27 protein-coding genes and 1 riboswitch are annotated in these 24,698 nt (G+C 38.1%); of the genes, 24 read left to right on the top strand and 3 right to left on the bottom strand.

What is annotated here, in order from left to right; all coding sequences use genetic code 11:
- Positions 1-33: 33 nt before the first annotated feature.
- The 12 genes from D2908_RS02760 to tsf all read left to right on the top strand — a co-directional run bounded on the left by D2908_RS02760 (position 34) and on the right by tsf (position 11,259).
- On the top strand, positions 34-1,284 hold the full coding sequence (locus D2908_RS02760; protein WP_117304688.1) for a pitrilysin family protein: 1,251 nt from the start codon (positions 34-36) through the stop codon (positions 1,282-1,284).
- Complete coding sequence (locus D2908_RS02755; RefSeq protein ID WP_117304686.1) at positions 1,281-2,564, top strand: pitrilysin family protein; 1,284 nt, start codon at positions 1,281-1,283, stop codon at positions 2,562-2,564. The genes D2908_RS02760 and D2908_RS02755 overlap by 4 nt, the downstream gene beginning before the upstream one ends.
- A gap of 41 nt (positions 2,565-2,605) precedes the next feature.
- Positions 2,606-3,433, top strand: a complete 828-nt coding sequence (rodZ, locus tag D2908_RS02750) for a cytoskeleton protein RodZ (protein WP_117304684.1) — start codon at positions 2,606-2,608, stop codon at positions 3,431-3,433.
- A gap of 10 nt (positions 3,434-3,443) precedes the next feature.
- Positions 3,444-3,989: a CDP-diacylglycerol--glycerol-3-phosphate 3-phosphatidyltransferase gene (gene pgsA, locus D2908_RS02745; RefSeq protein ID WP_061589682.1), complete on the top strand. Its 546-nt coding sequence runs from the start codon at positions 3,444-3,446 to the stop codon at positions 3,987-3,989.
- The gene (locus D2908_RS02740) at positions 3,986-4,813 is read left to right on the top strand and encodes an energy-coupling factor ABC transporter ATP-binding protein (protein WP_117304682.1); all 828 of its coding nucleotides are present in this window, start codon (positions 3,986-3,988) and stop codon (positions 4,811-4,813) included. Before pgsA ends, D2908_RS02740 begins: the two co-directional genes overlap by 4 nt.
- Positions 4,798-5,637 carry an energy-coupling factor transporter ATPase gene (locus tag D2908_RS02735; RefSeq protein WP_117304680.1) on the top strand — a complete coding sequence of 280 codons (840 nt, stop codon included), beginning with the start codon at positions 4,798-4,800 and terminating at the stop codon, positions 5,635-5,637. Before D2908_RS02740 ends, D2908_RS02735 begins: the two co-directional genes overlap by 16 nt.
- Positions 5,630-6,424 (top strand): energy-coupling factor transporter transmembrane protein EcfT, encoded by a 795-nt coding sequence (locus D2908_RS02730; protein WP_117304678.1) that lies wholly within the window; start codon positions 5,630-5,632, stop codon positions 6,422-6,424. The genes D2908_RS02735 and D2908_RS02730 overlap by 8 nt, the downstream gene beginning before the upstream one ends.
- 58 nt (positions 6,425-6,482) lie before the next feature.
- Positions 6,483-7,301 (top strand): rod shape-determining protein MreC, encoded by an 819-nt coding sequence (gene mreC / locus D2908_RS02725; protein ID WP_117304676.1) that lies wholly within the window; start codon positions 6,483-6,485, stop codon positions 7,299-7,301.
- A complete protein-coding gene (gene mreD / locus D2908_RS02720) occupies positions 7,301-7,795 on the top strand; it encodes a rod shape-determining protein MreD (protein ID WP_049494708.1) in 495 nt (164 codons plus the stop codon). Before mreC ends, mreD begins: the two co-directional genes overlap by 1 nt.
- Before the next feature lie 93 nt (positions 7,796-7,888).
- Positions 7,889-9,136 carry a CHAP domain-containing protein gene (locus D2908_RS02715; protein WP_117304674.1) on the top strand — a complete coding sequence of 416 codons (1,248 nt, stop codon included), beginning with the start codon at positions 7,889-7,891 and terminating at the stop codon, positions 9,134-9,136.
- A 224-nt stretch (positions 9,137-9,360) separates the two neighbouring features.
- Entirely contained in the window at positions 9,361-10,140 is a 780-nt protein-coding gene (rpsB, locus tag D2908_RS02710) for a 30S ribosomal protein S2 (protein WP_049494712.1), read from the top strand.
- Between the two features lie 78 nt (positions 10,141-10,218).
- Positions 10,219-11,259, top strand: a complete 1,041-nt coding sequence (gene tsf, locus D2908_RS02705; RefSeq protein WP_049494714.1) for a translation elongation factor Ts — start codon at positions 10,219-10,221, stop codon at positions 11,257-11,259.
- Between the two features lie 121 nt (positions 11,260-11,380).
- On the opposite strand, the gene cysK is transcribed toward tsf, so the two are convergent.
- From cysK to D2908_RS02690, 3 genes are all read right to left on the bottom strand, one after another.
- A complete protein-coding gene (cysK, locus tag D2908_RS02700; RefSeq protein WP_117304672.1) occupies positions 11,381-12,307 on the bottom strand; it encodes a cysteine synthase A in 927 nt (308 codons plus the stop codon).
- A 96-nt stretch (positions 12,308-12,403) separates the two neighbouring features.
- Complete coding sequence (locus D2908_RS02695; protein WP_117304670.1) at positions 12,404-12,847, bottom strand: PH domain-containing protein; 444 nt, start codon at positions 12,845-12,847, stop codon at positions 12,404-12,406.
- A gap of 15 nt (positions 12,848-12,862) precedes the next feature.
- Positions 12,863-13,498 carry a YigZ family protein gene (locus D2908_RS02690; RefSeq protein WP_117304668.1) on the bottom strand — a complete coding sequence of 212 codons (636 nt, stop codon included), beginning with the start codon at positions 13,496-13,498 and terminating at the stop codon, positions 12,863-12,865.
- A 56-nt stretch (positions 13,499-13,554) separates the two neighbouring features.
- On the opposite strand from D2908_RS02690, the gene D2908_RS02685 reads away from it, so the two are divergent.
- The 12 genes from D2908_RS02685 to D2908_RS02630 all read left to right on the top strand — a co-directional run bounded on the left by D2908_RS02685 (position 13,555) and on the right by D2908_RS02630 (position 24,615).
- Entirely contained in the window at positions 13,555-14,853 is a 1,299-nt protein-coding gene (locus D2908_RS02685; protein ID WP_117304666.1) for a DEAD/DEAH box helicase, read from the top strand.
- The gene (locus tag D2908_RS02680) at positions 14,850-15,512 is read left to right on the top strand and encodes a ComF family protein (protein ID WP_117304664.1); all 663 of its coding nucleotides are present in this window, start codon (positions 14,850-14,852) and stop codon (positions 15,510-15,512) included. The genes D2908_RS02685 and D2908_RS02680 overlap by 4 nt, the downstream gene beginning before the upstream one ends.
- A 79-nt stretch (positions 15,513-15,591) precedes the next feature.
- Positions 15,592-16,140 (top strand): ribosome-associated translation inhibitor RaiA, encoded by a 549-nt coding sequence (gene raiA, locus D2908_RS02675; RefSeq protein WP_117304662.1) that lies wholly within the window; start codon positions 15,592-15,594, stop codon positions 16,138-16,140.
- Positions 16,141-16,276: 136 nt separating this feature from the next.
- Positions 16,277-18,250: a DHH family phosphoesterase gene (locus tag D2908_RS02670; protein ID WP_117304660.1), complete on the top strand. Its 1,974-nt coding sequence runs from the start codon at positions 16,277-16,279 to the stop codon at positions 18,248-18,250.
- Positions 18,247-18,699 carry a 50S ribosomal protein L9 gene (gene rplI, locus D2908_RS02665; protein ID WP_117304658.1) on the top strand — a complete coding sequence of 151 codons (453 nt, stop codon included), beginning with the start codon at positions 18,247-18,249 and terminating at the stop codon, positions 18,697-18,699. The genes D2908_RS02670 and rplI overlap by 4 nt, the downstream gene beginning before the upstream one ends.
- A gap of 43 nt (positions 18,700-18,742) precedes the next feature.
- The gene (gene dnaB / locus D2908_RS02660) at positions 18,743-20,095 is read left to right on the top strand and encodes a replicative DNA helicase (protein ID WP_117304656.1); all 1,353 of its coding nucleotides are present in this window, start codon (positions 18,743-18,745) and stop codon (positions 20,093-20,095) included.
- Positions 20,096-20,097: 2 nt separating this feature from the next.
- The gene (locus tag D2908_RS02655; RefSeq protein WP_117304654.1) at positions 20,098-20,364 is read left to right on the top strand and encodes a Veg family protein; all 267 of its coding nucleotides are present in this window, start codon (positions 20,098-20,100) and stop codon (positions 20,362-20,364) included.
- An 89-nt stretch (positions 20,365-20,453) separates the two neighbouring features.
- On the top strand, positions 20,454-21,572 hold the full coding sequence (gene cbpD, locus D2908_RS02650; RefSeq protein WP_117304652.1) for a choline binding-anchored murein hydrolase CbpD: 1,119 nt from the start codon (positions 20,454-20,456) through the stop codon (positions 21,570-21,572).
- An 82-nt stretch (positions 21,573-21,654) separates the two neighbouring features.
- Positions 21,655-21,757: riboswitch (TPP riboswitch) on the top strand.
- Between the two features lie 73 nt (positions 21,758-21,830).
- On the top strand, positions 21,831-22,121 hold the full coding sequence (locus D2908_RS02645; RefSeq protein WP_117304743.1) for a thiamine-binding protein: 291 nt from the start codon (positions 21,831-21,833) through the stop codon (positions 22,119-22,121).
- Positions 22,084-22,842 carry an ABC transporter permease gene (locus D2908_RS02640; protein WP_165847419.1) on the top strand — a complete coding sequence of 253 codons (759 nt, stop codon included), beginning with the start codon at positions 22,084-22,086 and terminating at the stop codon, positions 22,840-22,842. The genes D2908_RS02645 and D2908_RS02640 overlap by 38 nt, the downstream gene beginning before the upstream one ends.
- A gap of 37 nt (positions 22,843-22,879) precedes the next feature.
- The gene (locus D2908_RS02635; protein WP_117304648.1) at positions 22,880-23,887 is read left to right on the top strand and encodes an ABC transporter substrate-binding protein; all 1,008 of its coding nucleotides are present in this window, start codon (positions 22,880-22,882) and stop codon (positions 23,885-23,887) included.
- Positions 23,887-24,615 (top strand): ABC transporter ATP-binding protein, encoded by a 729-nt coding sequence (locus tag D2908_RS02630; RefSeq protein ID WP_117304646.1) that lies wholly within the window; start codon positions 23,887-23,889, stop codon positions 24,613-24,615. The genes D2908_RS02635 and D2908_RS02630 overlap by 1 nt, the downstream gene beginning before the upstream one ends.
- The last annotated feature ends 83 nt before the right edge of the window (positions 24,616-24,698 follow it).

Genomic DNA, 24,698 nt, shown 5'->3' with positions numbered 1-24,698 from the left:
TATAATAGAAGTCTGTATATAAGGAGGTAAATCATGGAGTTAGTGCATGGAATTTCAACACATTTTATCCAATCAAAAAAGTTTAAAACGAACAAAATCACCGTGCGTTTTACCGCTCCATTATCTCTTGATACGATTGCAGGTCGCATGTTGAGTGCGAGTATGCTAGAGACTGCTAATCAGATGTACCCCACTTCTCAAGATTTGAGAAAACATTTGGCCAATCTGTACGGTACAGATATGTCAACCAATTGTTTCAGAAGAGGGCAAAGTCATATTGTAGAATTGACATTTACCTATGTTCGTGATGAGTTTTTAAGTAGGAAAAATATGCTAACTTCTCAGGTTTTAGAACTAGTAAAAGAAACTCTTTTTTCACCCAAGCTAGTTGATAATGGGTTTGATCCGGCCTTATTTGAAATTGAGAAAAAGCAATTGCTAGCAAGTTTAGCAGCTGATATGGATGATTCTTTTTATTTCGCACATAAAGAATTGGATAAATTATTTTTTTATGATGACCGTATTCAATTGGAATATAGTGAATTACGAAATCGTATTTTAGTTGAAACTCCACAAAGTTCTTATTCTTGTTTCCAAGAATTTTTGGCCAATGATCGAATAGATTTCTTTTTCCTAGGTGATTTTAATGAGATCGAAATTCAAAATGTATTAGAATCATTTGGCTTGAAAGGTCGAGAAGGAGATGTGAAGGTTCAGTACTGTCAACCTTATTCCAATATTCTTCAGGAAGGTATGGTTCGGAAAAATGTGGGACAATCCATTTTGGAATTAGGTTATCATTGCCCTTCTGAATATGGTGATGAGCAACATTTACCCATGATTGTAATGAATGGTTTACTTGGTGGATTTGCTCACTCTAAACTATTTACAAATGTACGTGAAAATGCTGGATTGGCTTATACTATTTCAAGTCAGTTCGATGTGTTTAGTGGATTATTGAGGATGTATGCTGGTATCAATCGAGAAAATCGAAACCAGACTCGTAAAATGATGAATAATCAACTTCTTGATTTAAAAAAAGGATATTTTACAGAGCTTGAGCTAGAGCAGACCAAGGAAATGATTCGTCGATCTTTGTTACTTTCTCAAGATAATCAAAGTTCATTGATTGAACGTGCTTATCAAAATGCTTTACTTGGGAAATCTTCAGCAGACTTTAAAGGTTGGATTGCAAAACTCGAGCAAGTTGACAAAGATGCTATTTGTAGAGCAGCTAATAATGTGAAACTACAGGCGATTTACTTTATGGAAGGAATAGAATGACAAAGGTTGTTTTTGAAGAAAAATACTATCCAGCTGTAAAAGAAATGGTTTATCGAACTCGTTTGTCAAATGGATTGACAGTTGCTCTTTTACCTAAAAAGGAATTTAAAGAGGTTTACGGGAGTGTAACTGTACAGTTTGGTTCGGTAGATAGGCTTGTCACAGAAGTTGACGGAAGTGTAAAATACTATCCTACAGGAATTGCTCATTTTCTTGAACATAAATTATTTGAAAGAGAAGATTCTAGTGATTTGATGTCGGCTTTTACGAGTCTAGGTGCAGATAGTAATGCCTTTACAAGTTTTACAAAAACAAGTTATCTTTTTTCAGCAACGGATTATTTTTTAGAAAATTTAGACTTACTTAATGAATTGGTAACATCAGCACACTTTACTGAAGATTCTATTTTAAGAGAGCAGGATATTATCCAGCAAGAACGAGAAATGTATCAAGATGATCCAGATTCGTGTTTATTCTTTTCAACTTTAGCGAATTTGTATCCTGGGACACCTTTAGCAACTGATATAGTTGGCAGTGAGGAGTCCATTTCCCAAATCAATCTAACTATTTTGCAAGAAAATTTTACAAGGTTTTACAAACCTGTAAATATGTCTCTGTTTTTAGTTGGTAATTTTGAAGTGAAGCAAGTACAGGACTATTTTGAAAGCAAAGAATTGAAAGATTTAGATGTTCAGGATGGAGCAAGAGAAAAGTTTGTTTTACAGGCTGTAAAGCAAACAGACAGTATGAGAATGGAAGTATCTTCTCCCAAACTAGCGATTGGGATTAGAGGTAAACGAGAAGTTGCTGAGGCGGATTGCTATCGACATCATATTTTATTAAAATTATTGTTTACGATGATGTTTGGTTGGACTTCAGATCGTTTTCAAAAATTATATGAATCAGGTAAAATAGATGCTTTTTTATCTCTTGAAATTGAAGTAACAAGTCGCTTTCATTTTGTCATATTGACAATGGATACAAAAGAGCCAGTTGCTTTATCTCATCAGTTTAAGAAGGCTATTCGTAATTTTGCAAAGGATTTAGATATTACAGAGGATCATTTAGATATTATAAAAAGAGAGATGTTTGGAGAATTTTTTAGTAGCATGAACTCTCTTGAATTTATTGCAACGCAATATGATGCTTTTGAAAATGGTGAGACAATTTTTGATTTGCCGAAAATTTTACAGGAAATTACTTTAGAGGATGTCCTTGATGCTGGACACCATTTAATAGATGATGGTGATATAGTTGATTTTACAATATTTCCATCGTAGTAACCTATCATAGTAGACACTAGAAAGAAGGGATGACAAGTATGAGGAAAAAAACAATTGGTGAGGTTTTACGATTAGCTAGAATCAATCAGGGATTGAGTTTAGATGAATTGCAGAAAAAAACAGAAATTCAGTTGGATATGTTGGAGGCAATGGAAGCTGATGATTTTGATCAACTTCCTAGTCCATTTTATGCTCGTTCTTTTTTACGAAAGTATGCGTGGGCAGTTGAGCTAGATGAGAGAATTGTCTTGGATGCTTATGATTCTGGGAGCATGATTACTTATGAGGAGGTAGATGTTGATCAAGAGGAGTTAACAGGCAGGAGACGTTCAAGTAAGAAAAATAGGACATCATTTTTACCTTTATTTTACTTTATACTCTTTGCCCTATCGATTGTCATTTTTGTGACTTACTATGTTTGGAACTATATTCAAACTCAACCTGAGCGTTCATCTGCGTCTAGTTATAGTGTAGTCCAAGCAACAAGCTCGACTAGTTCTGTAACTCCATCCTCAAGCAGTAGCTCATCTAGTAGTTCTTCGAATATGGAACCAGCTATAACGGTATCAGGTGAAGGAAATATAGTAGAAGTTGCTTATAAAACGAGCAAGGAAACTGCAAAATTACAATTATCAGTCTCAGATGCTAGAAGTTGGGTTAGTGTTTCAGAAAGTGATCTTGAGGGTGGTGTGACCTTATCGCAGGATAATAAAAGTGCGGAGACAACAGTTTCAACAAAAAATCCTGTGACCATTACCTTAGGTGTTGTCAAAGGAGTTGCCTTAACAGTAGATAATCAGACTGTTGACTTATCGAAATTAACAGCTCAGACGGGAAAAATCACTCTAACCTTTACTAAAAATTAAGGAAAAATGAATGAAAAAAGAACAAATTCCAAATCTCTTAACAATAGGTCGAATTCTTTTTATACCAATTTTTATCTTTATTTTAACGATAGGGAATTCGCTAGAAAGTCATATAGTAGCAGCTATTATCTTTGCTATTGCCAGTATTACCGACTATTTAGATGGATATTTAGCTCGTAAATGGAGTGTGGTTAGCAACTTTGGGAAGTTTGCAGATCCAATGGCGGATAAGTTGCTAGTTATGTCGGCTTTTATCATGTTGATTGAGTTGGGTATGGCTCCGGCTTGGATTGTTGCAGTGATCATCTGTCGTGAGTTGGCTGTGACAGGTTTAAGACTTTTATTGGTTGAAACTGGTGGAACGGTTTTAGCAGCAGCAATGCCTGGAAAAATTAAAACTTTCAGTCAGATGTTTGCCATTATTTTCTTGCTATTACATTGGACTTTGCTTGGTCAAGTTCTACTTTATGTAGCCTTGTTTTTCACTATCTACTCTGGCTATGATTATTTCAAGGGTAGTGCCTATGTATTTAAAGGGACATTTGGTTCGAAATGAAATCAGTAATTGATGTAAAAAATCTTTCTTTTCGCTATAAGGAAAGTCAGGAATACTTTGATGTGAAGGATATTACGTTTCACGTGAAACGTGGAGAATGGCTTTCGATTGTGGGGCATAATGGTAGTGGTAAATCAACTACTGTCCGATTAATTGATGGCTTATTGGAAGCGGAGTCTGGAGAGATTGTAATAGATGGCCAACTGCTGACTGAGGAAAATGTTTGGAATATACGTCGTCAAATCGGTATGGTTTTTCAAAATCCAGACAATCAATTTGTTGGAGCGACTGTTGAAGATGATGTTGCCTTTGGTTTGGAAAATCAGGGTCTTTCTCGTCAAGAAATGAAAATGAGAGTGGAAGAAGCTCTGGATTTGGTTGGCATGTTGGACTTTAAAAAGAGAGAGCCGGCACGTCTATCAGGTGGCCAAAAGCAACGTGTGGCTATTGCAGGTGTTGTAGCCCTAAGACCAGCTATTTTAATCTTAGATGAAGCAACAAGTATGTTGGATCCTGAGGGACGTAGAGAACTCATTGAGACAGTAAAAGGAATTCGAAAAGACTATGATATGACGGTCATTTCCATTACACATGATTTGGAAGAAGTTGCCATGAGTGACCGCGTATTGATCATGAAAAAAGGGTCAATTGAATCAACTAGTAGTCCAAGGGAGCTTTTCTCTCGAAATGATTTGGATCAAATTGGATTAGACGATCCTTTTGCCAATCAATTAAAACATTCTTTGAGCCAGAATGGCTATGATTTACCTGAAAATTATTTGACAGAAAGTGAGCTAGAGGATAAGCTATGGGAATTGCTCTAGAAAATGTGAGTTTTACATATCAAGAAGGGACTCCCTTAGCTTCAGCAGCTTTGTCGGATGTTTCTTTGACGATTGAAGATGGTTCTTATACGGCTTTAATTGGACACACAGGAAGTGGTAAATCAACTATTTTACAACTATTAAATGGTTTATTGCTGCCAAGTCAAGGGAGTGTACGAGTTTTTGATACCTTAATCACCTCGACTTCTAAAAATAAAGATATTCGTCAAATTAGAAAACAGGTTGGCTTGGTATTTCAGTTTGCTGAAAATCAGATCTTTGAAGAAACAGTTTTGAAGGACGTTGCTTTTGGACCGCAAAATTTTGGAGTTTCTGAAGAAGATGCGGAGCAGATTGCACGTAAGAAACTGGCTCTTGTTGGAATTGATGAATCACTTTTTGATCGTAGTCCGTTTGAGCTATCAGGTGGACAAATGAGACGTGTTGCCATTGCAGGTATACTTGCCATGGAGCCAGCTATATTAGTCTTAGATGAACCCACAGCAGGCCTGGACCCTCTGGGGAGAAAAGAGTTGATGAATTTGTTCAAAAAACTCCACCAGTCAGGGATGACTATTGTCTTGGTAACGCATTTGATGGATGATGTTGCTGAATATGCGAATCAAGTCTATGTGATGGAAAAGGGACATTTAGTTAAGGGTGGTAAACCAAGTGATGTCTTTCAAGATGTTGTCTTTATGGAAGAAGTGCAGTTGGGAGTACCTAAAATTACAGCCTTTTGTAAACGATTGGCTGATAGGGGCGTGTCATTTAAACGATTACCGATTAAGATAGAGGAGTTTAAGGAGTCGCTAAATGGATAGTATGATTTTGGGGCGTTATATCCCAGGGGATTCGATTGTTCACCGATTGGATCCACGTAGCAAATTGCTTGCTATGATGCTACTAATTTTAATCGTTTTTTGGGCTAATAATCCCTTGACGAATCTGATTCTTTTTATAGCGACAGGGATATTTATTGCCTTGTCAGGAGTATCTCTTTCATTTTTTATTCAGGGCTTGAAATCTATGTTTTTCTTGATTGCCTTCACAACTATTTTTCAACTATTTTTTATTTCTAATGGGAATGTTTTATTTGAGTTTTCGTTTGTGAGAATCACAGATTATGCTTTGCAACAAGCTGGGATTATTTTTTGTCGCTTTGTATTAATTATTTTCTTTTCAACTTTGCTAACCTTAACGACCATGCCCTTAAGTTTGGCATCAGCTGTCGAAGCTCTATTAGCGCCTTTAAAGCGTGTGAAAGTTCCAGTTCATGAAATTGGATTGATGCTGTCTATGAGTTTGCGTTTTGTCCCAACCTTGATGGATGATACGACGCGGATTATGAATGCACAGAAAGCGCGTGGAGTGGATTTTGGTGAAGGAAACATTGTTCAAAAGGTGAAGGCGATGATTCCCATATTGATTCCTCTTTTTGCGACAAGTTTAAAACGTGCGGATTCCTTGGCTATCGCCATGGAAGCGCGTGGTTATCAGGGGGGGAAAGGCAGAAGTCAATACCGGCAACTGAAATGGACTCGAAAGGATACGCTGACCATTCTTGTTATTATCGTACTTGGTTGTTGCTTATTTTTCTTAAAATCTTAGTAGCTTTCAGAAATTGATAAAAAGTTACTGTAACAGTTTTTGATATAAAGGTAGGGATATGAACCGTTTTAAAAAATCAAAATATGTCATTATTGTTTTTGTCACTGTTCTGCTTGTGTCGGCTCTCTTAGCGACAACTTATTCAAGTACAATTGTGACAAAATTAGGCGATGGAATCTCATTGGTTGATAGGATTGTACAAAAACCTTTTCAGTGGTTTGATTCTGTCAAATCAGATTTGGCTCATTTGACACGAACTTATAATGAAAATGAGAGTTTGAAGAAACAGATTTACCAATTAGAAGTTAAATCAAATGAGGCGGGAAGTTTAAAGACAGAAAATGAACAATTGCGCCAATTGCTTGATATGAAGTCCAAGTTGCAAGCTACAAAGACTTTAGCAGCAGATGTTATTATGCGTTCTCCGGTATCTTGGAGGCAAGAATTGACCTTGAATGTAGGCAAATCAAAAGGGGCTTCTGAAAATATGTTAGCCATTGCAAATGGTGGTTTGATTGGGAGTGTTTCAAAAGTAGAGGAGAATTCTACTGTAGTCAACCTTCTGACAAATACGGAAAATGCTGATAAGATTTCTGTTAAAATTCAACATGGTTCTACTACAATTTATGGGATTATTGTTGGCTATGACAAGGAAAATGAAGTTCTTAAAATCAGCCAATTAAATAGTAGTAGCGATATTAGTGCGGGTGATAAGGTGACCACTGGTGGATTAGGAAACTTTAACGTTGCTGATATTCCTGTTGGTGAAGTGGTTACCACAACGCATAGTACGGACTACTTGGCACGAGAAGTAACTGTTAAATTGAGTGCAGATACTCATAATGTAAGTGTGATAGAATTAGTGGAGAATTCATAATGAGACAGTTGAAGCGGGTCGGAGTATTTTTATTGCTTCCTTTCTTTGTTCTAATTGATGCTCATATTAGTCAACTTCTGGGCTCATTTTTTCCCCACGAGCAGTTGGTTAGTCATTTTCTATTTTTGTTTCTCTTATTTGAGACGATTGAAGTATCAGAGTACTTCTACTTAGCTTATTGTTTTGTAGTTGGTTTGATTTATGATATTTACTTTTTCCACTTGATAGGGATTGCGACTCTGTTATTCGTCTTGTTGGGGGTATTTCTTCATAAATTTAATAGCGTTATTTTATTGAATCGTTGGACGAGAATGTTGGCAATTATTGTCATGACTTTTCTATTTGAGATGGGAGCTTATATACTTGCATTAGTGGTAGGTTTAACTGTGGATAGTATGTCTTTATTTATAGTCTATAGTTTAGTACCATCGATGATTTTGAACCTTATATGGATGATTATTTTTCAGTTTATTTTTGAAAAATTTTATCTATAAGAAAGACACAAAAATGTAACAAAGGCGTAATATTCATTAGGCCTTTTTTTGGTATACTAGTAATGTCTTTAAAAGAAGGAGTATCTACGAACTATGAAGAAAAAAATCTTAGCTTCACTTTTACTAAGTACAGTAATGGTTTCTCAAGCAGCTGTTTTAACAACTGCGCATGCAGAAACTACTGATGACAAAATTACTGCTCAAGATAAAAAAATTAGTAACTTAACAGCACAACAACAAGAAGCTCAAAAACAAGTTGATCAAATTCAGGAGCAAGTATCTGCTATTCAAACAGAGCAATCAAACTTGCAATCTGAAAATGATAGACTACAAGCAGAATCTAAAAAGCTTGAGGGTGAAATTACAGAACTTTCTAAGAATATTGTATCTCGTAATGATTCATTGCAAAAACAAGCTCGTAGTGCTCAAACAAATGGGGCTGCAACAAATTACATCAATACAGTTGTGAATTCAAAATCAATTACAGAAGCTATTTCACGTGTTGCTGCAATGAGTGAAATCGTGTCTGCAAACAACAAGATGTTGGAACAACAAAAAGCAGATAAACAAGCTATTTCTGAAAAACAAGTAGCAAACAATGATGCAATTAATACTGTTATTGCAAATCAGCAAAAACTAGCTGATGATGCTCAATCATTAACTACAAAACAAGCAGAGTTGAAAGCTGCAGAATTGAATCTTGCTGCTGAAAAGGCTACTGCAGAGGATGAAAAAGCAAGTTTACTTGAGAAAAAAGCTGCTGCAGAAGCAGAAGCTAAAGCAGCTGCAGAAGCAGAAGCAGCTTATAAAGCTAAACAAGCAAGTCAACAACAAACAGTAGCTGCTTCTGGAAATACAACTTTTACAGCAGAAGTTCAAGCAGTATCTACTACTGCTTCATCAAGTTCATCTGAGTCAAGTTCGTCTGAATCATCTTCAAGCAGTGCTTCAGTAGAATCAACAAGCTACACTCCTGCACCGGTGAAACAACGTCCAACATACAGTACAAATGCTTCAAGTTATCCAGTTGGTGAGTGTACATGGGGAGCTAAAACATTGGCACCTTGGGCTGGAGATTACTGGGGTAATGGAGCACAGTGGGCTACAAGTGCAGCTGCAGCAGGATTCCGTACAGGATCAACTCCACAAGTTGGTGCCATTGCATGTTGGAATGACGGTGGCTATGGACACGTAGCGGTTGTTACAGCAGTTTCATCATCAACTAGCATTCAAGTATCAGAATCAAACTATGGTGGAGATCGTACAATCGGAAATAAACGTGGATGGTTCAATCCTACTACAACTTCAGAAGGTTTTGTAACATACATTTATCCAAACTAATGAATGAAACGAAGAGGCTCGATTTGAGTCTCTTTTATGATTTATATAGTTAACTTACTTTAGAAATCTACTAAAATTACTTGAAAATATTAAAAAAGTATGGTAAAATAAAACTTGTCGTGTGAACGATAATACTCATTCTTGATGAATTGTGAAACAGTTGCCTTTGGGTCGTTTTGCGAGTTGAAGTCAAGAAGAGGAAAAAACAAAAAGGAGAAATACTCATGGCAGTAATTTCAATGAAACAACTTCTTGAGGCTGGTGTTCACTTTGGTCACCAAACTCGTCGCTGGAACCCTAAGATGGCTAAGTACATCTTCACTGAACGTAACGGAATCCACGTTATCGACTTGCAACAAACTGTAAAATACGCTGACCAAGCTTACAATTTCATGCGTGATGCAGCAGCTAACGATGCAGTTGTATTGTTCGTTGGTACTAAGAAACAAGCAGCTGATGCAGTTGCTGAAGAAGCAGTACGTTCAGGTCAATACTTCATCAACCACCGTTGGTTGGGTGGAACTCTTACAAACTGGGGAACAATCCAAAAACGTATTGCTCGTTTGAAAGAAATCAAACGTATGGAAGAAGATGGGACTTTTGAAGTTCTTCCTAAGAAAGAAGTTGCACTTCTTAACAAACAACGTGCACGTCTTGAAAAATTCTTGGGTGGTATCGAAGATATGCCTCGTATCCCAGATGTTATGTACGTAGTTGACCCACATAAAGAGCAAATCGCTGTTAAAGAAGCTAAAAAATTGGGAATCCCAGTTGTAGCGATGGTTGACACAAACACTGATCCAGATGATATCGATGTAATCATCCCAGCTAACGATGATGCTATCCGCGCTGTTAAATTGATCACAGCTAAATTGGCTGACGCTATCATCGAAGGTCGTCAAGGTGAAGATGCAGCAGCAGTTGAAGCAGAATTTGCAGCTTCTGAAGCTCAAGCAGATTCAATTGAAGAAATCGTTGAAGTTGTAGAAGGCGACAACGCTTAATTTATACAAATAGTAATTACCTAGGAGGGCGGGGCTTAGCCCGGCTCTCCTATTTTTAAAAAATATAGGAGAATCAAAATGGCAGAAATTACAGCTAAACTTGTAAAAGAGTTGCGTGAAAAATCTGGTGCCGGTGTTATGGACGCTAAAAAAGCGCTTGTAGAAACAGACGGTGACATCGAAAAAGCGATTGAATTGCTTCGTGAAAAAGGTATGGCTAAGGCAGCTAAGAAGGCTGACCGTGTTGCTGCAGAAGGTTTGACTGGTGTTTACGTTAACGGTAACGTTGGAGCAGTAGTTGAAGTAAATGCTGAAACTGACTTCGTTGCGAAAAACGCTCAATTCGTTGAATTGGTAAATACTACAGCTAAAGTTATTGCTGAAGGAAAACCAGCTAATAATGAAGAAGCTCTTGCTTTGACAATGCCTTCAGGTGAAACTCTTGAAGCTGCATATGTATCTGCAACAGCTACAATCGGTGAAAAAATTTCATTCCGTCGTTTTGCTTTGCTTGAAAAAACAGATGCACAACACTTTGGAGCTTACCAACATAACGGTGGACGTATCGGTGTTATTTCAGTTGTTGAAGGTGGAGACGAAGCACTTGCTAAACAATTGTCAATGCACATCGCAGCAATGAAACCAACAGTTCTTTCTTATAAAGAATTGGATGAGCAATTCGTTAAAGATGAGTTGGCACAATTGAACCACGTAATCGACCAAGACAACGAAAGCCGTGCAATGGTTAACAAACCAGCTCTTCCACACTTGAAGTATGGATCAAAATCTCAATTGACTGATGAAGTGATCGCTCAAGCTGAAGCTGACATCAAAGCTGAATTGGCTGCAGAAGGCAAACCAGAAAAAATCTGGGACAAAATCATCCCAGGTAAAATGGATCGCTTCATGCTTGACAACACTAAAGTTGACCAAGCTTACACACTTCTTGCACAAGTTTACATCATGGATGACAGCAAGACAGTTGAAGCATACCTTGAATCAGTTAACGCTTCAGTAGTTGAGTTCGCTCGCTTTGAAGTTGGTGAAGGTATCGAGAAAGCTGCAAACGACTTCGAAGCTGAAGTTGCAGCAACAATGGCAGCAGCCTTGAATAACTAATAATAAAGAGGAAGCTAAATTGCTTCCTTTTTTCTATGCAGTAGATTCTTATAGGGAGAGTTTTCTATTTTTAAGGTATAAATAAAAAGCCCTATAATAAGGGCTAAGTGTATTTAGGAGACTACACTTCAAATTCATAGAGTGCTGTAGAGAGATAACGTTCACCATTATCTGGTGCTAGAGCAAGAACTTTTTTACCTGTACCTAGTTTCTTGGCAACCTCAATGGCTCCGTAAATAGCTGCAGCTGAAGAAATACCAACAAGGAATCCTTCTTTTCCACCAATTTCACGGCCGAGTGAGAGAGCGTCGTCTGATGTTACACGAACGATACCATCATAGGCATTTGTATCAAGTGTATCAGGAATAAATCCAGCTGAGATACCTTGAATTTTGTGAGGGCCAGGTTTTTCACCAGACAGAATAGCAGATTCATCTGCTTCTACTGCAAAAACTTGAATGCTTGAATTTGCTGTTTTGAGTGCATGAGAAACACCAGAAATTGTTCCACCAGTACCCACTCCAGCAACAAAGGCATCTAATCCATCTTTACCGAAAGCAGCTAGTATCTCAGCTCCTGTTGTTCTTTCGTGTACTTCTGGATTCGCTGGATTGTCAAATTGAAGAGGAAGAAAACCATCACGTTCAGCAGCGATTTCTTGTGCTTTAGCAATAGCGCCTTTCATTCCCTCACTACCAGGAGTTAGGACGAGTTCAGCGCCATAAGCTTGAATAATCTTACGTCGTTCTACACTCATAGTTTCAGGCATAACGATGACGACTTTATACCCTTTAGCAGCACCTACCCATGAAAGTCCAATACCAGTGTTTCCACTTGTTGCTTCAACAATTGTAGAACCTGGTTTTAGAATACCGTCTTGTTCAGCTTTTTCAATCATACTAAGAGCAATACGATCTTTTACAGAAGAACCAGGGTTGAATGCTTCAAGCTTTACATAGACGTCCGCAGCCCCTTCTGGCACGATGTTGTTGAGTTTAACAATCGGAGTTTGACCGATTAGTTCAGTAATATTGTTATAAATAGACATATGAATACCTCTTTGTATAAGATATTTCTAGTATAACGCTATCTATACTATTTGTAAAATATAGAAATCCTATCGAAGTGATAGGATTTTTTTATATCACAGGTCTAAGCCATTAATTTTCAAGCGATTGTGATAAGCTAATTCAAATAAATAGGTGTAAAGTGGAACGATATCCGTTTTCTTAGGAAATTCAAATTTATGAGCACTAAAATGCTCATTATGCGCTTTTAGAAAGACATTTTCTAAATAAGTAATAGTAATTTCACTATCATCTATTCCTGCTCCTGCAGTTTCCATTTCAACGTTAATAATGTTCATTAAAAAGATTGATTTAATGGACATCTTGCGACCAGTAGCGCCTTGCTTATCTGTAAAGATAATACGGATATTTGTAAATATAATTGAGTCACAAACCAGTTTATATCCACTTTGAATTTCTTCATTTTCTAGTAGATATTGTCCATATTCTTTGATAAGAGTTTCTTTGTTTTGCTCGCTAAAGTTACCAGCAAGTCCTTGAATGAATTTTCCAAATGCCATATTTTTCTCCTTTGTTTACACTAAGTTTACAGGAACTTCAACTTCTCGTAAACCTTGATCAGTTAAAGTAACTTTTCCATTAAAAAACTCTACAAGAGCAGCTTTAATATTTTCTTTTTCTTCTTTATCAACATAAATCATCGTATCGACTTTATCTGTAAAGTTTGTCTCAAGTTCCATGAGATCATGTTCTTTAAGGAAGTTATTATATTCTTGGTACTGAGCGTAAGACATTTGAATAGCAATGCCCGCCTGTTCCTTTATTTCAATGATGCCAATTTCCTTGACGGCTAAGGCAACACTGCCAGCGTAAGCACGAATCAGTCCTCCAGCGCCTAGCTTAATGCCTCCAAAATAGCGTGTTACTACAACACAGACATTAGTAAGATTGTGATTTTCTAGTACCCCAAGCATGGGAACACCAGCAGTACCACTGGGCTCACCATCATCACTTGTACGTTTGATTTCACTACGTTCTCCAATAATGAAGGCAGAGCAGTTATGCGTCGCTTTGTAGTGTTCTTTTTTGATGGCTGTAATGAAGTTACGAGCCTCTTCTTCACTATAAACGCGCTTGGCATGACAGATAAAGCGTGATTTTTTAATTTCTTCTTGGACTTGTCCGTCCTCTTTAATTGTTCTAAATTCCATAATTAAATTGTACTAAAAAATGATCTAAAGCGCTAGGTTTTTACGAATAAAGAAGTATGAAAGTAAATCCAAATTATCTCGGTCGTTTGTTTACTGAGAATGAATTATCAGAAGAGGATCGTCAGTTGGCGGAGAAACTTCCAGCAATGAGAAAGGAGAAAGGGAAACTTTTCTGTCAACGTTGTAATAGTTCTATTCTAGAAGAATGGTCTTTGCCCATCGGTGCTTACTATTGTAGGGAATGTTTACTGATGAAGCGAGTCAGGAGTGATCAAACTTTATACTATTTTCCGCAGGAGGATTTTCCGAAGCAAGATGTTCTTACATGGTGCGGTCAATTAACTCCTTTTCAAGAAAAAGTATCAGAAGGACTGCTTCAAGCGGTAGAAAAGCAAGAGCCAACCTTGGTTCACGCTGTAACAGGAGCTGGAAAGACAGAGATGATTTACCAAGTTGTGGCCAAAGTGATTGATGAAGGTGGTGCAGTTTGTTTGGCCAGCCCTAGAATTGATGTGTGTTTGGAACTGTATAAGCGATTGCAACAGGATTTTGCTTGTGAGATAGCACTACTACATGGGGAATCGGATCCCTATTTTCGTACACCTTTAGTTGTAGCAACCACTCACCAGCTATTAAAGTTTTATCAAGCTTTTGATTTGCTGATAGTGGATGAAGTAGATGCTTTTCCTTATGTTGACAATCCTACGCTTTACTACGCTGTTAAGAATAGTGTAAAGAAAAATGGCTTGAGAATTTTTTTAACAGCGACTTCTACCGATGAATTAGATAGGAAGGTCCGTTTAGGGGAATTAAAACGATTGAGCTTGCCAAGACGATTTCATGGAAATCCTTTGATTATTCCTAAGCCTGTCTGGTTATCGGATTTTAATCACTGTTTAGAGAAAAATAGGTTGTCACCAAAGTTAAAGTTCTATATTGAGAAGCAGAGAAAGACAGCTTATCCGTTACTCATTTTTGCTTCAGAGATTAAGAAAGGGGAACAGTTAAAAGAAATCTTACAGGAGCAATTTCCAAATGAGAAAATTGGCTTTGTATCTTCTATCACAGAAAATCGATTAGAGCAGGTACAAGCATTTCGAGATAGAGAACTGACAATACTTATCAGTACGACGATATTGGAGCGTGGAGTTACCTTCCCTTGTGTTGACGTTTTCGTAGTAGAGGCCAATCATCGCCTGTTTACAAAGTCTAGCTTGATTCAGATTGGTGGCCGAGTTGGGCGAAGCATGGATAGACCGACAGGAGATTTGCTTTTCTTCCATGATGGGATAAATGCTTCAATCAAGAAGGCAATTAAGGAAATTCAGCAGATGAATAAGGAGGCGGGTCTATGAAGTGCTTGTTATGTGGGCAAACTATGAAGACTATTTTAACTTTCAGGAGTCTATTACTTCTGAGGAATGATGACTCCTATCTTTGTTCAGACTGTGCTTCCACTTTTGAGAGAATTGGAGAGGAGTACTGTCCAAATTGTATGAAAAAAGGCTTGTCAACAAAGTGTAAAGATTGTCAATTTTGGTGTAAAGAAGGAGTTGAGGTCAGTCATAGAGCGATTTTTACTTACAATCAAGTTATGAAGGATTTTTTCAGTAGGTATAAGTTTGATGGAGACTTCCTTTTAAGAAAAGTGTTCGCTTCATTTTTAAATGAGGAGTTGAAAAAGTACAAAGAGTATCAATTTGTCGTAATTCCCCTAAGTCCTGAGAGATTGCTTGAGAGGGGATTTAACCAGGTTGAAGGTTTTGTTGAAGCAGCTGGGTTCTCTTTTCAAGACTTACTAGAGAAGAGAGAAGAGCGAGCCAGTTCTTCGAAAAATCGTTCAGAACGCTTGGCAACAGAACTTCCTTTCTTTATTAAAAGTAGAGTCACTATTCCTAAAAAAATCTTACTTATAGATGATATTTATACTACTGGATCTACTATAAATCGTGTGAAGAAACTGTTGGAAGAAGCTGGTGCTGAAGATGTAAAAACATTTTCTCTCGTAAGATGAGGAAAAAATTTGCAAAATGAAAATGAAAGCGTTATAATATAGTTAGAAAAATAAAAATGTTTAGAAAGAAGGTACTTATATGATTAAATATAGTATCCGTGGTGAAAACCTAGAAGTAACAGAAGCAATTCGCAATTATGTAGTTTCTAAACTCGAAAAGATCGAAAAGTATTTTCAAGCTGAACAAGAGTTGGATGCTCGAGTAAACTTGAAGGTATATCGTGAAAAAACTGCTAAAGTAGAAGTAACGATTCCACTTGGCTCAATTACTCTTCGTGCAGAAGATGTGTCTCAAGATATGTATGGCTCAATTGACCTTGTAACTGATAAAATTGAACGTCAGATTCGTAAAAATAAAACAAAAATCGAGCGTAAAAATAAAAATAAGGTAGCAACTAGTAAATTATTTACAGATGCTTTGGTGGAAGATTCAAATGTTGTCCAGTCTAGAGTTGTTCGTTCAAAACAAATTGATTTAAAACCAATGGATTTGGAAGAAGCTATTCTACAAATGGATTTGTTGGGACATGATTTCTTTATCTATGTGGATGTTGAAGATCAAACAACTAATGTGATTTATCGTCGTGAGGATGGCGAAATTGGTTTGTTAGAAGTTAAAGAATCTTAATTTTAATATGTGTAAAGGTAGGTTTACTAGATTGTAAACCTACCTTTTTCTTATAATTGATAGAATGACTGATTACACTTTTAAAAAGTCGCTTTTTGGTGGTTATTATGGTATAATGGGTGCCAAGAGGTTTGGAATGAAAAAATTTTATGTAAATCCTATTTTCCCCATAATATTAGGAATAGTAGCTTTCGTAGTGCTATCTGTGCAACTTGTTTTTGTAACGAATACACTGGTAACGCTATTTCTTTTGCTACTTATTTTGGGTTCTTATAGTTTATTATTCATCCATCAGAGAGACTACTACTCAAGGAGTGAGGTAGAACAAATCCAGTATCTAAACCATCAAGCTGAGGATAGTTTGACAACCTTGTTAGAACAGATGCCTGTTGGGGTTATTAAATTAGACTTATCAACTGGTGAAGTTGAATGGTTTAATCCGTATGCAGAGCTAATTCTAACGACTGAAGAGGGAGAGATTGATATAACCTTAATTCAGACTATTATCAAGGCTTCTGTGGGGAATCCTGGTTCTTACGCCACCTTGGGTGAGACCCGTTACTCTGTTCATATGGACAAGGTATCTGGAGTTCTTTACTTCTTTGATGTGTCTGGAGAATACGAAGCGACTGTTGAGTTAGTTACGAGTAGACCTGTGATTGGGATTATCTCAGTTGACAACTATGATGATTTAGAAAATGAAACATCGGAGTCTGATATCAGTCATATTAATAGTTTTGTAGCCAATTTTATTTCAGAATTTGCTGGAAAACATGTCATGTTCTCCCGTCGAGTGAGTATGGACCGTTTTTATCTATTTACGGACTATACGGTACTTGAGGAATTGATGAGTGATAAATTTTCAGTTATCGATGCTTTTAGAGAAGAGTCGAAACAGAGACAGTTACCATTGACCCTAAGTATGGGATTTTCTTATGGTGATGGAAATCATGATGAAATAGGGAAAGTTGCTTTGCTCAACTTGAACTTGGCTGAAGTGCGTGGTGGCGACCAGGTGGTTGTCAAGGAAAACGAAGAAACAAAAAATCCAGTTTATTTTGGTGGTGGGTCTGCTGCCTCAACCAAACGTACACGGACTCGTACGCGCGCTATGATGACAGCTATTTCAGATAAGATTCGAAGTGTGGATCAGGTTTTTGTTGTTGGTCACAAAAATCTAGATATGGATGCTTTGGGCTCTGCTGTAGGTATGCAATTATTTGCCAGCAATGTGACTGAAAATAGCTATGCTCTTTATGACGAAGAACAAATGTCTCCAGATATTGAACGAGCTGTTTCATTCTTAGAAAAAGAGGGAGTTACGAAGTTGTTGTCTGTTAAAGATGCAATGGGAATGGTGACCAATCGTTCTTTGTTGATTCTTGTAGATCATTCAAAGACAGCTTTAACTCTATCAAAAGATTTTTATGATTTGTTTACCCAAACCATTGTTATTGACCATCACCGCAGGGATCAGGATTTTCCAGACAATGCAGTTATCACTTATATAGAAAGTGGTGCAAGTAGTGCCAGTGAGTTGGTAACGGAATTGATTCAGTTCCAAAATTCTAAGAAAAATCGTCTGACTCGTATGCAAGCAAGTGTCTTGATGGCTGGTATGATGTTGGATACTAAAAATTTCACCTCGCGAGTTACCAGTCGAACATTTGATGTTGCTAGCTATCTCAGAACTAGAGGAAGCGATAGTATTGCTATCCAGGAAATCGCTGCGACAGATTTTGAAGAATATCGTGAGGTCAATGAACTTATTTTACAGGGGCGTAAATTAGTTTCAGATGTACTAATAGCAGAGGCTAAGGACTCGAAATGCTATGATACAGTTGTTATTAGTAAGGCAGCAGATGCTATGTTAGCTATGTCAGGTATTGAAGCGAGTTTTGTTCTTGCGAAGAATACACAAGGATTTATCTCTATTTCAGCTCGAAGTCGTAGTAAACTGAATGTACAACGAATCATGGAGGAGCTGGGAGGTGGAGGTCACTTTAATTTGGCAGCAGCTCAAATTAAGGATTTAACCTTGTCAGAAGTAAGTGAAAAACTGACAGAAATTGTATTAAATGAAATAAAGGAAAAGGAGAAAGAAGAATGAAAGTAATCTTTTTGGCAGATGTTAAAGGAAAAGGTAAAAAAGGTGAAATTAAGGAAGTACCAACAGGGTATGCACAAAACTTTCTTATCAAGAAGAATTTAGCAAAAGAAGCAACTGCTCAAGCTGTAGGTGAACTTCGTGGTAAACAAAAATCAGAAGAAAAAGCTCACGCTGAGATGATTGCAGAAGCAAAAGCAATTAAAGCTCAACTTGAAGCAGAAGACACAGTTGTAGAATTTATTGAAAAGGTTGGTCCAGATGGCCGTATTTTTGGTTCTATTACCAATAAAAAGATTGCAGAAGAATTGCAAAAGCAATTTGGAATTAAGATTGATAAACGTCATATCCAAGTACAAGCTCCGATTCGAGCAGTTGGTTTGATTGATGTACCAGTGAAAATCTATCAAGATATCACAAGTGTAATCAATCTTCGTGTGAAAGAAGGATAAGTTTACACCTTCTTGACAAGATTGTAACAGGAGGGGAAGTCTGATGGCAGAAGTAGAAGAGTTACGAGTACAACCTCAAGATATCTTAGCTGAGCAATCCGTTTTAGGGGCTATCTTTATTGATGAGAGTAAGCTTGTTTTTGTGCGAGAATATATTGAGTCTCGGGACTTTTTTAAATATGCCCATCGTTTGATTTTCCAAGCTATGGTCGATTTATCCGATCGTGGCGATGCTATAGATGCAACAACGGTTCGTACTATTCTTGATAATCAAGGTGATTTACAGAATATCGGTGGCCTGTCTTACTTGGTTGAGATTGTCAATTCTGTGCCAACTTCTGCTAATGCGGAGTATTATGCCAAGATTGTTGCAGAAAAAGCAATGCTACGTCGTTTAATCTCCAAGTTGACAGAGTCTGTCAATCAAGCTTACGAGGCTTCGCAACCAGCTGATGAAATCATTGCTCAGGCAGAAAAAGGCCTGATTGATGTCAGCGAAAATGCTAATCGAAGTGGATTTAAGAATATTCGAGATGTGCTGAATGTCAACTTTGGAAATTTGGAAGCCCGCTCGCAACAAACGACCGATATAACAGGTATTGCGACAGGCTATCGTGATTTGGACCATATGACAACTGGTTTGCATGAGGAGGAGTTGATTATTCTAGCAGCTCGTCCGGCAGTTGGTAAGACAGCCTTTGCCTTGAATATCGCTCAGAACATTGGAACTAAGTTGGACAAAACGGTTGCTATTTTTTCTCTCGAAATGGGTGCGGAAAGTCTAGTGGATCGTATGCTGGCGGCAGAAGGTTTGGTGGAATCCCATTCTATCCGTACGGGTCAATTGACTGATGAGGAGTGGCAAAAATATACCATTGCTCAAGGGAATCTAGCTAACGCCAGTATCTATATCGATGATACGCCAGGGATTCGGATTACAGAGATTCGTTCTCGTTCTCGTAAGCTGGCTCAAGAAACTGGAAATCTTGGTTTGATTTTAATAGACTATTTGCAGCTTATCACGGGGACTGGCCGGGAAAATCGTCAACAAGAGGTTTCAGAAATTTCACGTCAGTTGAAAATTTTAGCTAAGGAACTGAAAGTTCCAGTAATCGCTCTGAGTCAGTTGTCTCGTGGTGTAGAACAACGTCAGGATAAGAGACCGGTCTTGTCTGATATTCGTGAATCTGGGTCTATTGAGCAGGACGCTGATATCGTAGCCTTTCTTTATCGCGACGACTACTATGAGCGTGGTGGTGAAGAAGAGGAAGGCATACCAAATAATAAGGTAGAAGTTATTATCGAGAAAAACCGTAGTGGAGCTCGTGGAACGGTGGAATTAATTTTCCAAAAAGAATACAATAAATTTTCAAGTATCTCAAAGAGGGAGGCATAAAGATGTCAGATGCATTTACAGATGTAGCCAAGATGAAAAAAATCAAAGAAGAAATCAAGGCACATGAGGGACAAGTCGTAGAAATGACTTTGGAGAATGGTCGTAAGCGTCAAAAAAATAGATTGGGTAAGTTAATTGAGATTTATCCATCCCTATTTATCGTTGAATTTGGAAATGTTGAAGGAGATAAACAAGCTAATGTTTACGTTGAATCCTTTACTTACTCAGATATCCTTACCGAAAAAAATCTAATCCATTATCTTGACTAAAGTGAGAAAATTTTCTCACTTTTTCTTTTTTCTCCGAATAGTTTAAGTGAAGGCAATCTTCGACTTATATTATTTTTCAAGGAGGATGAATGAAAATTTCACCATTTACAGTAACAGAGACAAGATTTTCTTTTAGAAAATCAGTTAAAAAGGTTGTTCCTTTTTTAGTAGTAGGAATGATGCTAGCAGCGGGTAATAGTGTATATGCTTATTCGGGAGGAAATAGATCAATTGCGCGTGGGGATGATTATCCTGCTCATTATAAAAATGGGAGCCAGGAGATTGATAAGTGGCGCATGTATTCTCGTCAATGTACTTCTTTTGCAGCCTTTCGTTTGAGTAATGTCAATGGTTTTGAGATTCCGGCTGCTTATGGAAATGCGAATGAATGGGGTTATCGTGCTCGTCGTGAAGGGTATCGTGTAGATAATACACCAGCTATTGGCTCCATTGCTTGGTCTACTGCAGGAACTTATGGTCATGTTGCCTGGGTATCAAATGTAGTGGGAGATGAGATTGAGATTGAAGAATACAATTATGGAATGAGGGAATCTTATAACAAGCGCGTCGTGAAGGCCAATACTATGACCGGTTTTATTCATTTTAAAGATTTGGCTGGTGGCAGTGTTGGAAATAGTCAATCCTCAACTTCAACAGGGGGAACACATTATTTTAAGGCTAAGGCTGCTATCAAAAATCAGCCTCTAGCTAGCGCAACTGCGATTGATTACTATTATCCTGGGGAGAATGTTCATTATGATCAAATTCTCGAAAAAGATGGATACAAGTGGTTGAGTTATACGGCTTATAACGGAAGTCGTCGTTATATCCAGCTAGAGAGTGTGACTTCTTCACAGAATTATCAGAATCAATCAGGAAATAGCTCCAACTATGGATCCAATAACAGTTCAACTGTTGGTTGGAAGAAAATAAATGGTAGTTGGTATCATTTCAAATCAAATGGTTCTAAATCAACAGGCTGGTTGAAGGATGGTTCTAGCTGGTATTATCTGAAATCATCTGGTGAAATGCAGACAGGATGGTTAAAGGAAAATGGAGTTTGGTATTATCTGGATAGTTCAGGGGCAATGAAAACAGGCTGGTATCAAGTCTCTGGTAAGTGGTATTATTCTTACTCTTCAGGTGCCTTAGCTGTTAATACGACGGTCGATGGCTACAGAGTAAATAGTGATGGCGAGCGAGTATAGAAAATGGGAGTAGGAAATTTTTCCTACTCTTTTCTGTAAGCAGTTTCCTTGACATTTTTTTTATTTTGCGCTATCATATATCCACATAATATATGGGAGTCTGTGTACAGTCTGAGAGGAAGCGTTAAGCTTCGACCGCACCTGATCTGGGTAATGCCAGCGTAGGGAACGATACTTAGTCTACTCTTGACCTTTTCCATATATGATATGGCAAAGGTTTTTCTTTTTGTCAAAGGAAAACGAGAAGAGGAGGTTGTTATGAAAGCAAGCATTGCCTTGCAAGTTTTACCCCTATCACAGGGGATTGATCGGATTGCTGTTATCGATCAGATCATCGCTTATCTGCAAGCTCAAGAAGTGACGATGGTGGTGACACCATTTGAAACAGTCTTGGAAGGGGAGTTTGATGAGCTTATGCGCATTCTCAAAGAAGCGCTGGAAGTGGCAGGGCAGGAGGCAGATAATGTCTTTGCTAATGTCAAAATAAATGTAGGAGAGATTTTAAGTATTGATGAGAAACTTGAAAAGTATACTGAGACGACACATTAGTCTATTGGGCTTTCTAGGAGTCTTGTCAATCTGGCAGTTAGCAGGTTTACTTAAACTTCTCCCCAAGTTTATCCTGCCGACCCCTCTTGAAATTCTCCAGGCCTTTGTTCGTGACAGAGAATTTCTCTGGCACCATAGCTGGGCCACCTTGAGAGTGGCTTTACTGGGGTTGGTTCTGGGAGTCTTGATTGCCTGTCTCATGGCTGTGCTCATGGATAGTTTGACTTGGCTCAATGACCTGATTTACCCTATGATGGTGGTTGTCCAGACTATCCCGACTATTGCTATAGCTCCTATCCTGGTCTTGTGGCTAGGTTATGGGATTTTGCCAAAGATTGTCTTGATTATCTTGACGACAACCTTCCCTATCATCGTCAGTATTTTGGACGGTTTTAGGCATTGTGACAAGGATATGCTGACCCTGTTTAGTCTGATGCGAGCCAAGCCTTGGCAAATCCTGTGGCATTTTAAAATCCCAGTCAGTCTGCCTTACTTTTATGCAGGTCTGAGGGTCAGTGTCTCCTACGCCTTTATCACAACAGTGGTATCTGAGTGGTTGGGAGGCTTTGAGGGTCTTGGTGTTTATATGATTCAGTCCAAGAAACTGTTTCAGTATGATACCATGTTTGCGATTATTATTCTGGTGTCGATTATCAGCCTTCTCGGTATGAAGTTGGTTGATGTCAGTGAAAAATATGTGATTAAATGGAAACGTTCGTAAAATAGAGCGTTTTGTAAAAAGAAAAGAGGAAATCAAAATGAAGAAAACATGGAAATTGTTTTTAACGATTGTAACAGCTCTTCTAGCTGTTGTACTTGTGGCTTGTGGCCAAGGAACTGCTTCTAAGGATAATAAGGAAGCAGAGCTCAAGAAGATTGACTTTATCCTAGACTGGACACCAAATACCAACCACACAGGGCTTTATGTTGCCAAGGAAAAAGGTTATTTCAAGGAAGCTGGAGTGGATGTTGATTTGAAATTACCACCAGAAGAAAGCTCATCAGACCTAGTTATCAATGGTAAGGCACCGTTTGCTATCTATTTCCAAGACTACATGGCTAAGAAATTAGAAAAAGGGGCAGGAATTACAGCCGTTGCAGCAATCGTTGAGCACAATACATCAGGAATCATCTCTCGTAAGTCTGACAATGTAACCAGTCCAAAAGACTTGGTTGGTAAGAAATACGGAACCTGGAATGACCCAACTGAACTTGCTATGTTGAAAACCTTGGTAGAATCACAAGGTGGAGACTTTGAGAAGGTAGAAAAAGTACCAAATAACGACTCAAACTCTATCACACCAATCGCTAATGGTGTCTTCGACACTGCTTGGATCTACTATGGATGGGATGGTATCCTTGCTAAATCTCAAGGTGTAGATGCTAATTTCATGTACTTGAAAGACTACGTTAAAGAATTTGACTACTACTCACCAGTTATCATCGCAAACAACGACTATTTGAAAGACAACAAAGAAGAAGCCCGTAAAGTCATCCAAGCTATCAAAAAAGGCTACCAATATGCCATGGAGCATCCAGAAGAAGCAGCTGATATCCTCATTAAAAATGCACCTGAACTCAAGGAAAAACGTGACTTTGTCATTGAATCTCAAAAATACTTGTCAAAAGAATACGCAAGCGACAAGGAAAAATGGGGACAATTTGATGCAGCTCGCTGGAATGCCTTCTACAAATGGGATAAAGAAAAAGGTATCCTAAAAGAAGACTTGACAGACAAAGGCTTCACTAACGAATTTGTGAAATAATGACAGAAATTAGACTAGAACACGTAAGCTACGCCTACGATGATGAAAAGATTTTAGAGGATATTAACCTACAAGTGACTTCAGGTGAAGTGGTTTCTATCTTAGGCCCAAGTGGTGTAGGAAAGACCACCCTCTTTAATCTAATCGCTGGGATTTTAGAAGTTCAGTCAGGGAGAATTGTCCTTGATGGGGAGGAAAATCCCAAGGGGCGCGTGAGTTATATGTTGCAAAAGGATCTGCTTTTGGAGCACAAGACGGTGCTTGGTAATATCATTCTGCCCCTCTTGATTCAAAAGGTGGATAAGGCAGAAGCTATTGCTCGTGCAGATGAAATTCTTGCGACCTTCCAGTTGACAGCTGTCAGAGATAAATACCCTCATGAACTCAGTGGTGGGATGCGCCAGCGTGTGGCCTTGCTTCGTACTTACCTTTTCGGGCACAAACTCTTTCTCTTAGACGAGGCTTTTAGCGCCTTGGATGAGATGACCAAGATGGAACTCCACGCTTGGTATCTTGAGATTCACAAGCAGTTGCAGCTAACAACCTTGATTATTACTCACAGTATCGAGGAGGCCCTCAATCTCAGTGACCGCATCTATATCTTGAAAAATCGTCCTGGGCAGATTGTTTCAGAAATTAAACTAGATTGGTCTGAAGATGAGGACAAGGAAGTCCAAAAGATTGCCTACAAACGTCAAATCTTGGCAGAATTAGGCTTAGATAAGTAGAAAAAGAGGGAGTTGGTGAAGATTGTCCTTTACCGATGCCCTTTTTCTTTTAAAAATGAGAAAATTTCGGTATAATAGTCAAA

The sequence above is a fragment of the Streptococcus sp. LQJ-218 genome (assembly GCF_003428885.1).
Lineage (GTDB): Bacteria > Bacillota > Bacilli > Lactobacillales > Streptococcaceae > Streptococcus.
Note: the sequence above shows the minus strand (reverse complement) of the source record. Positions and strands in the feature narration are given on the sequence as shown.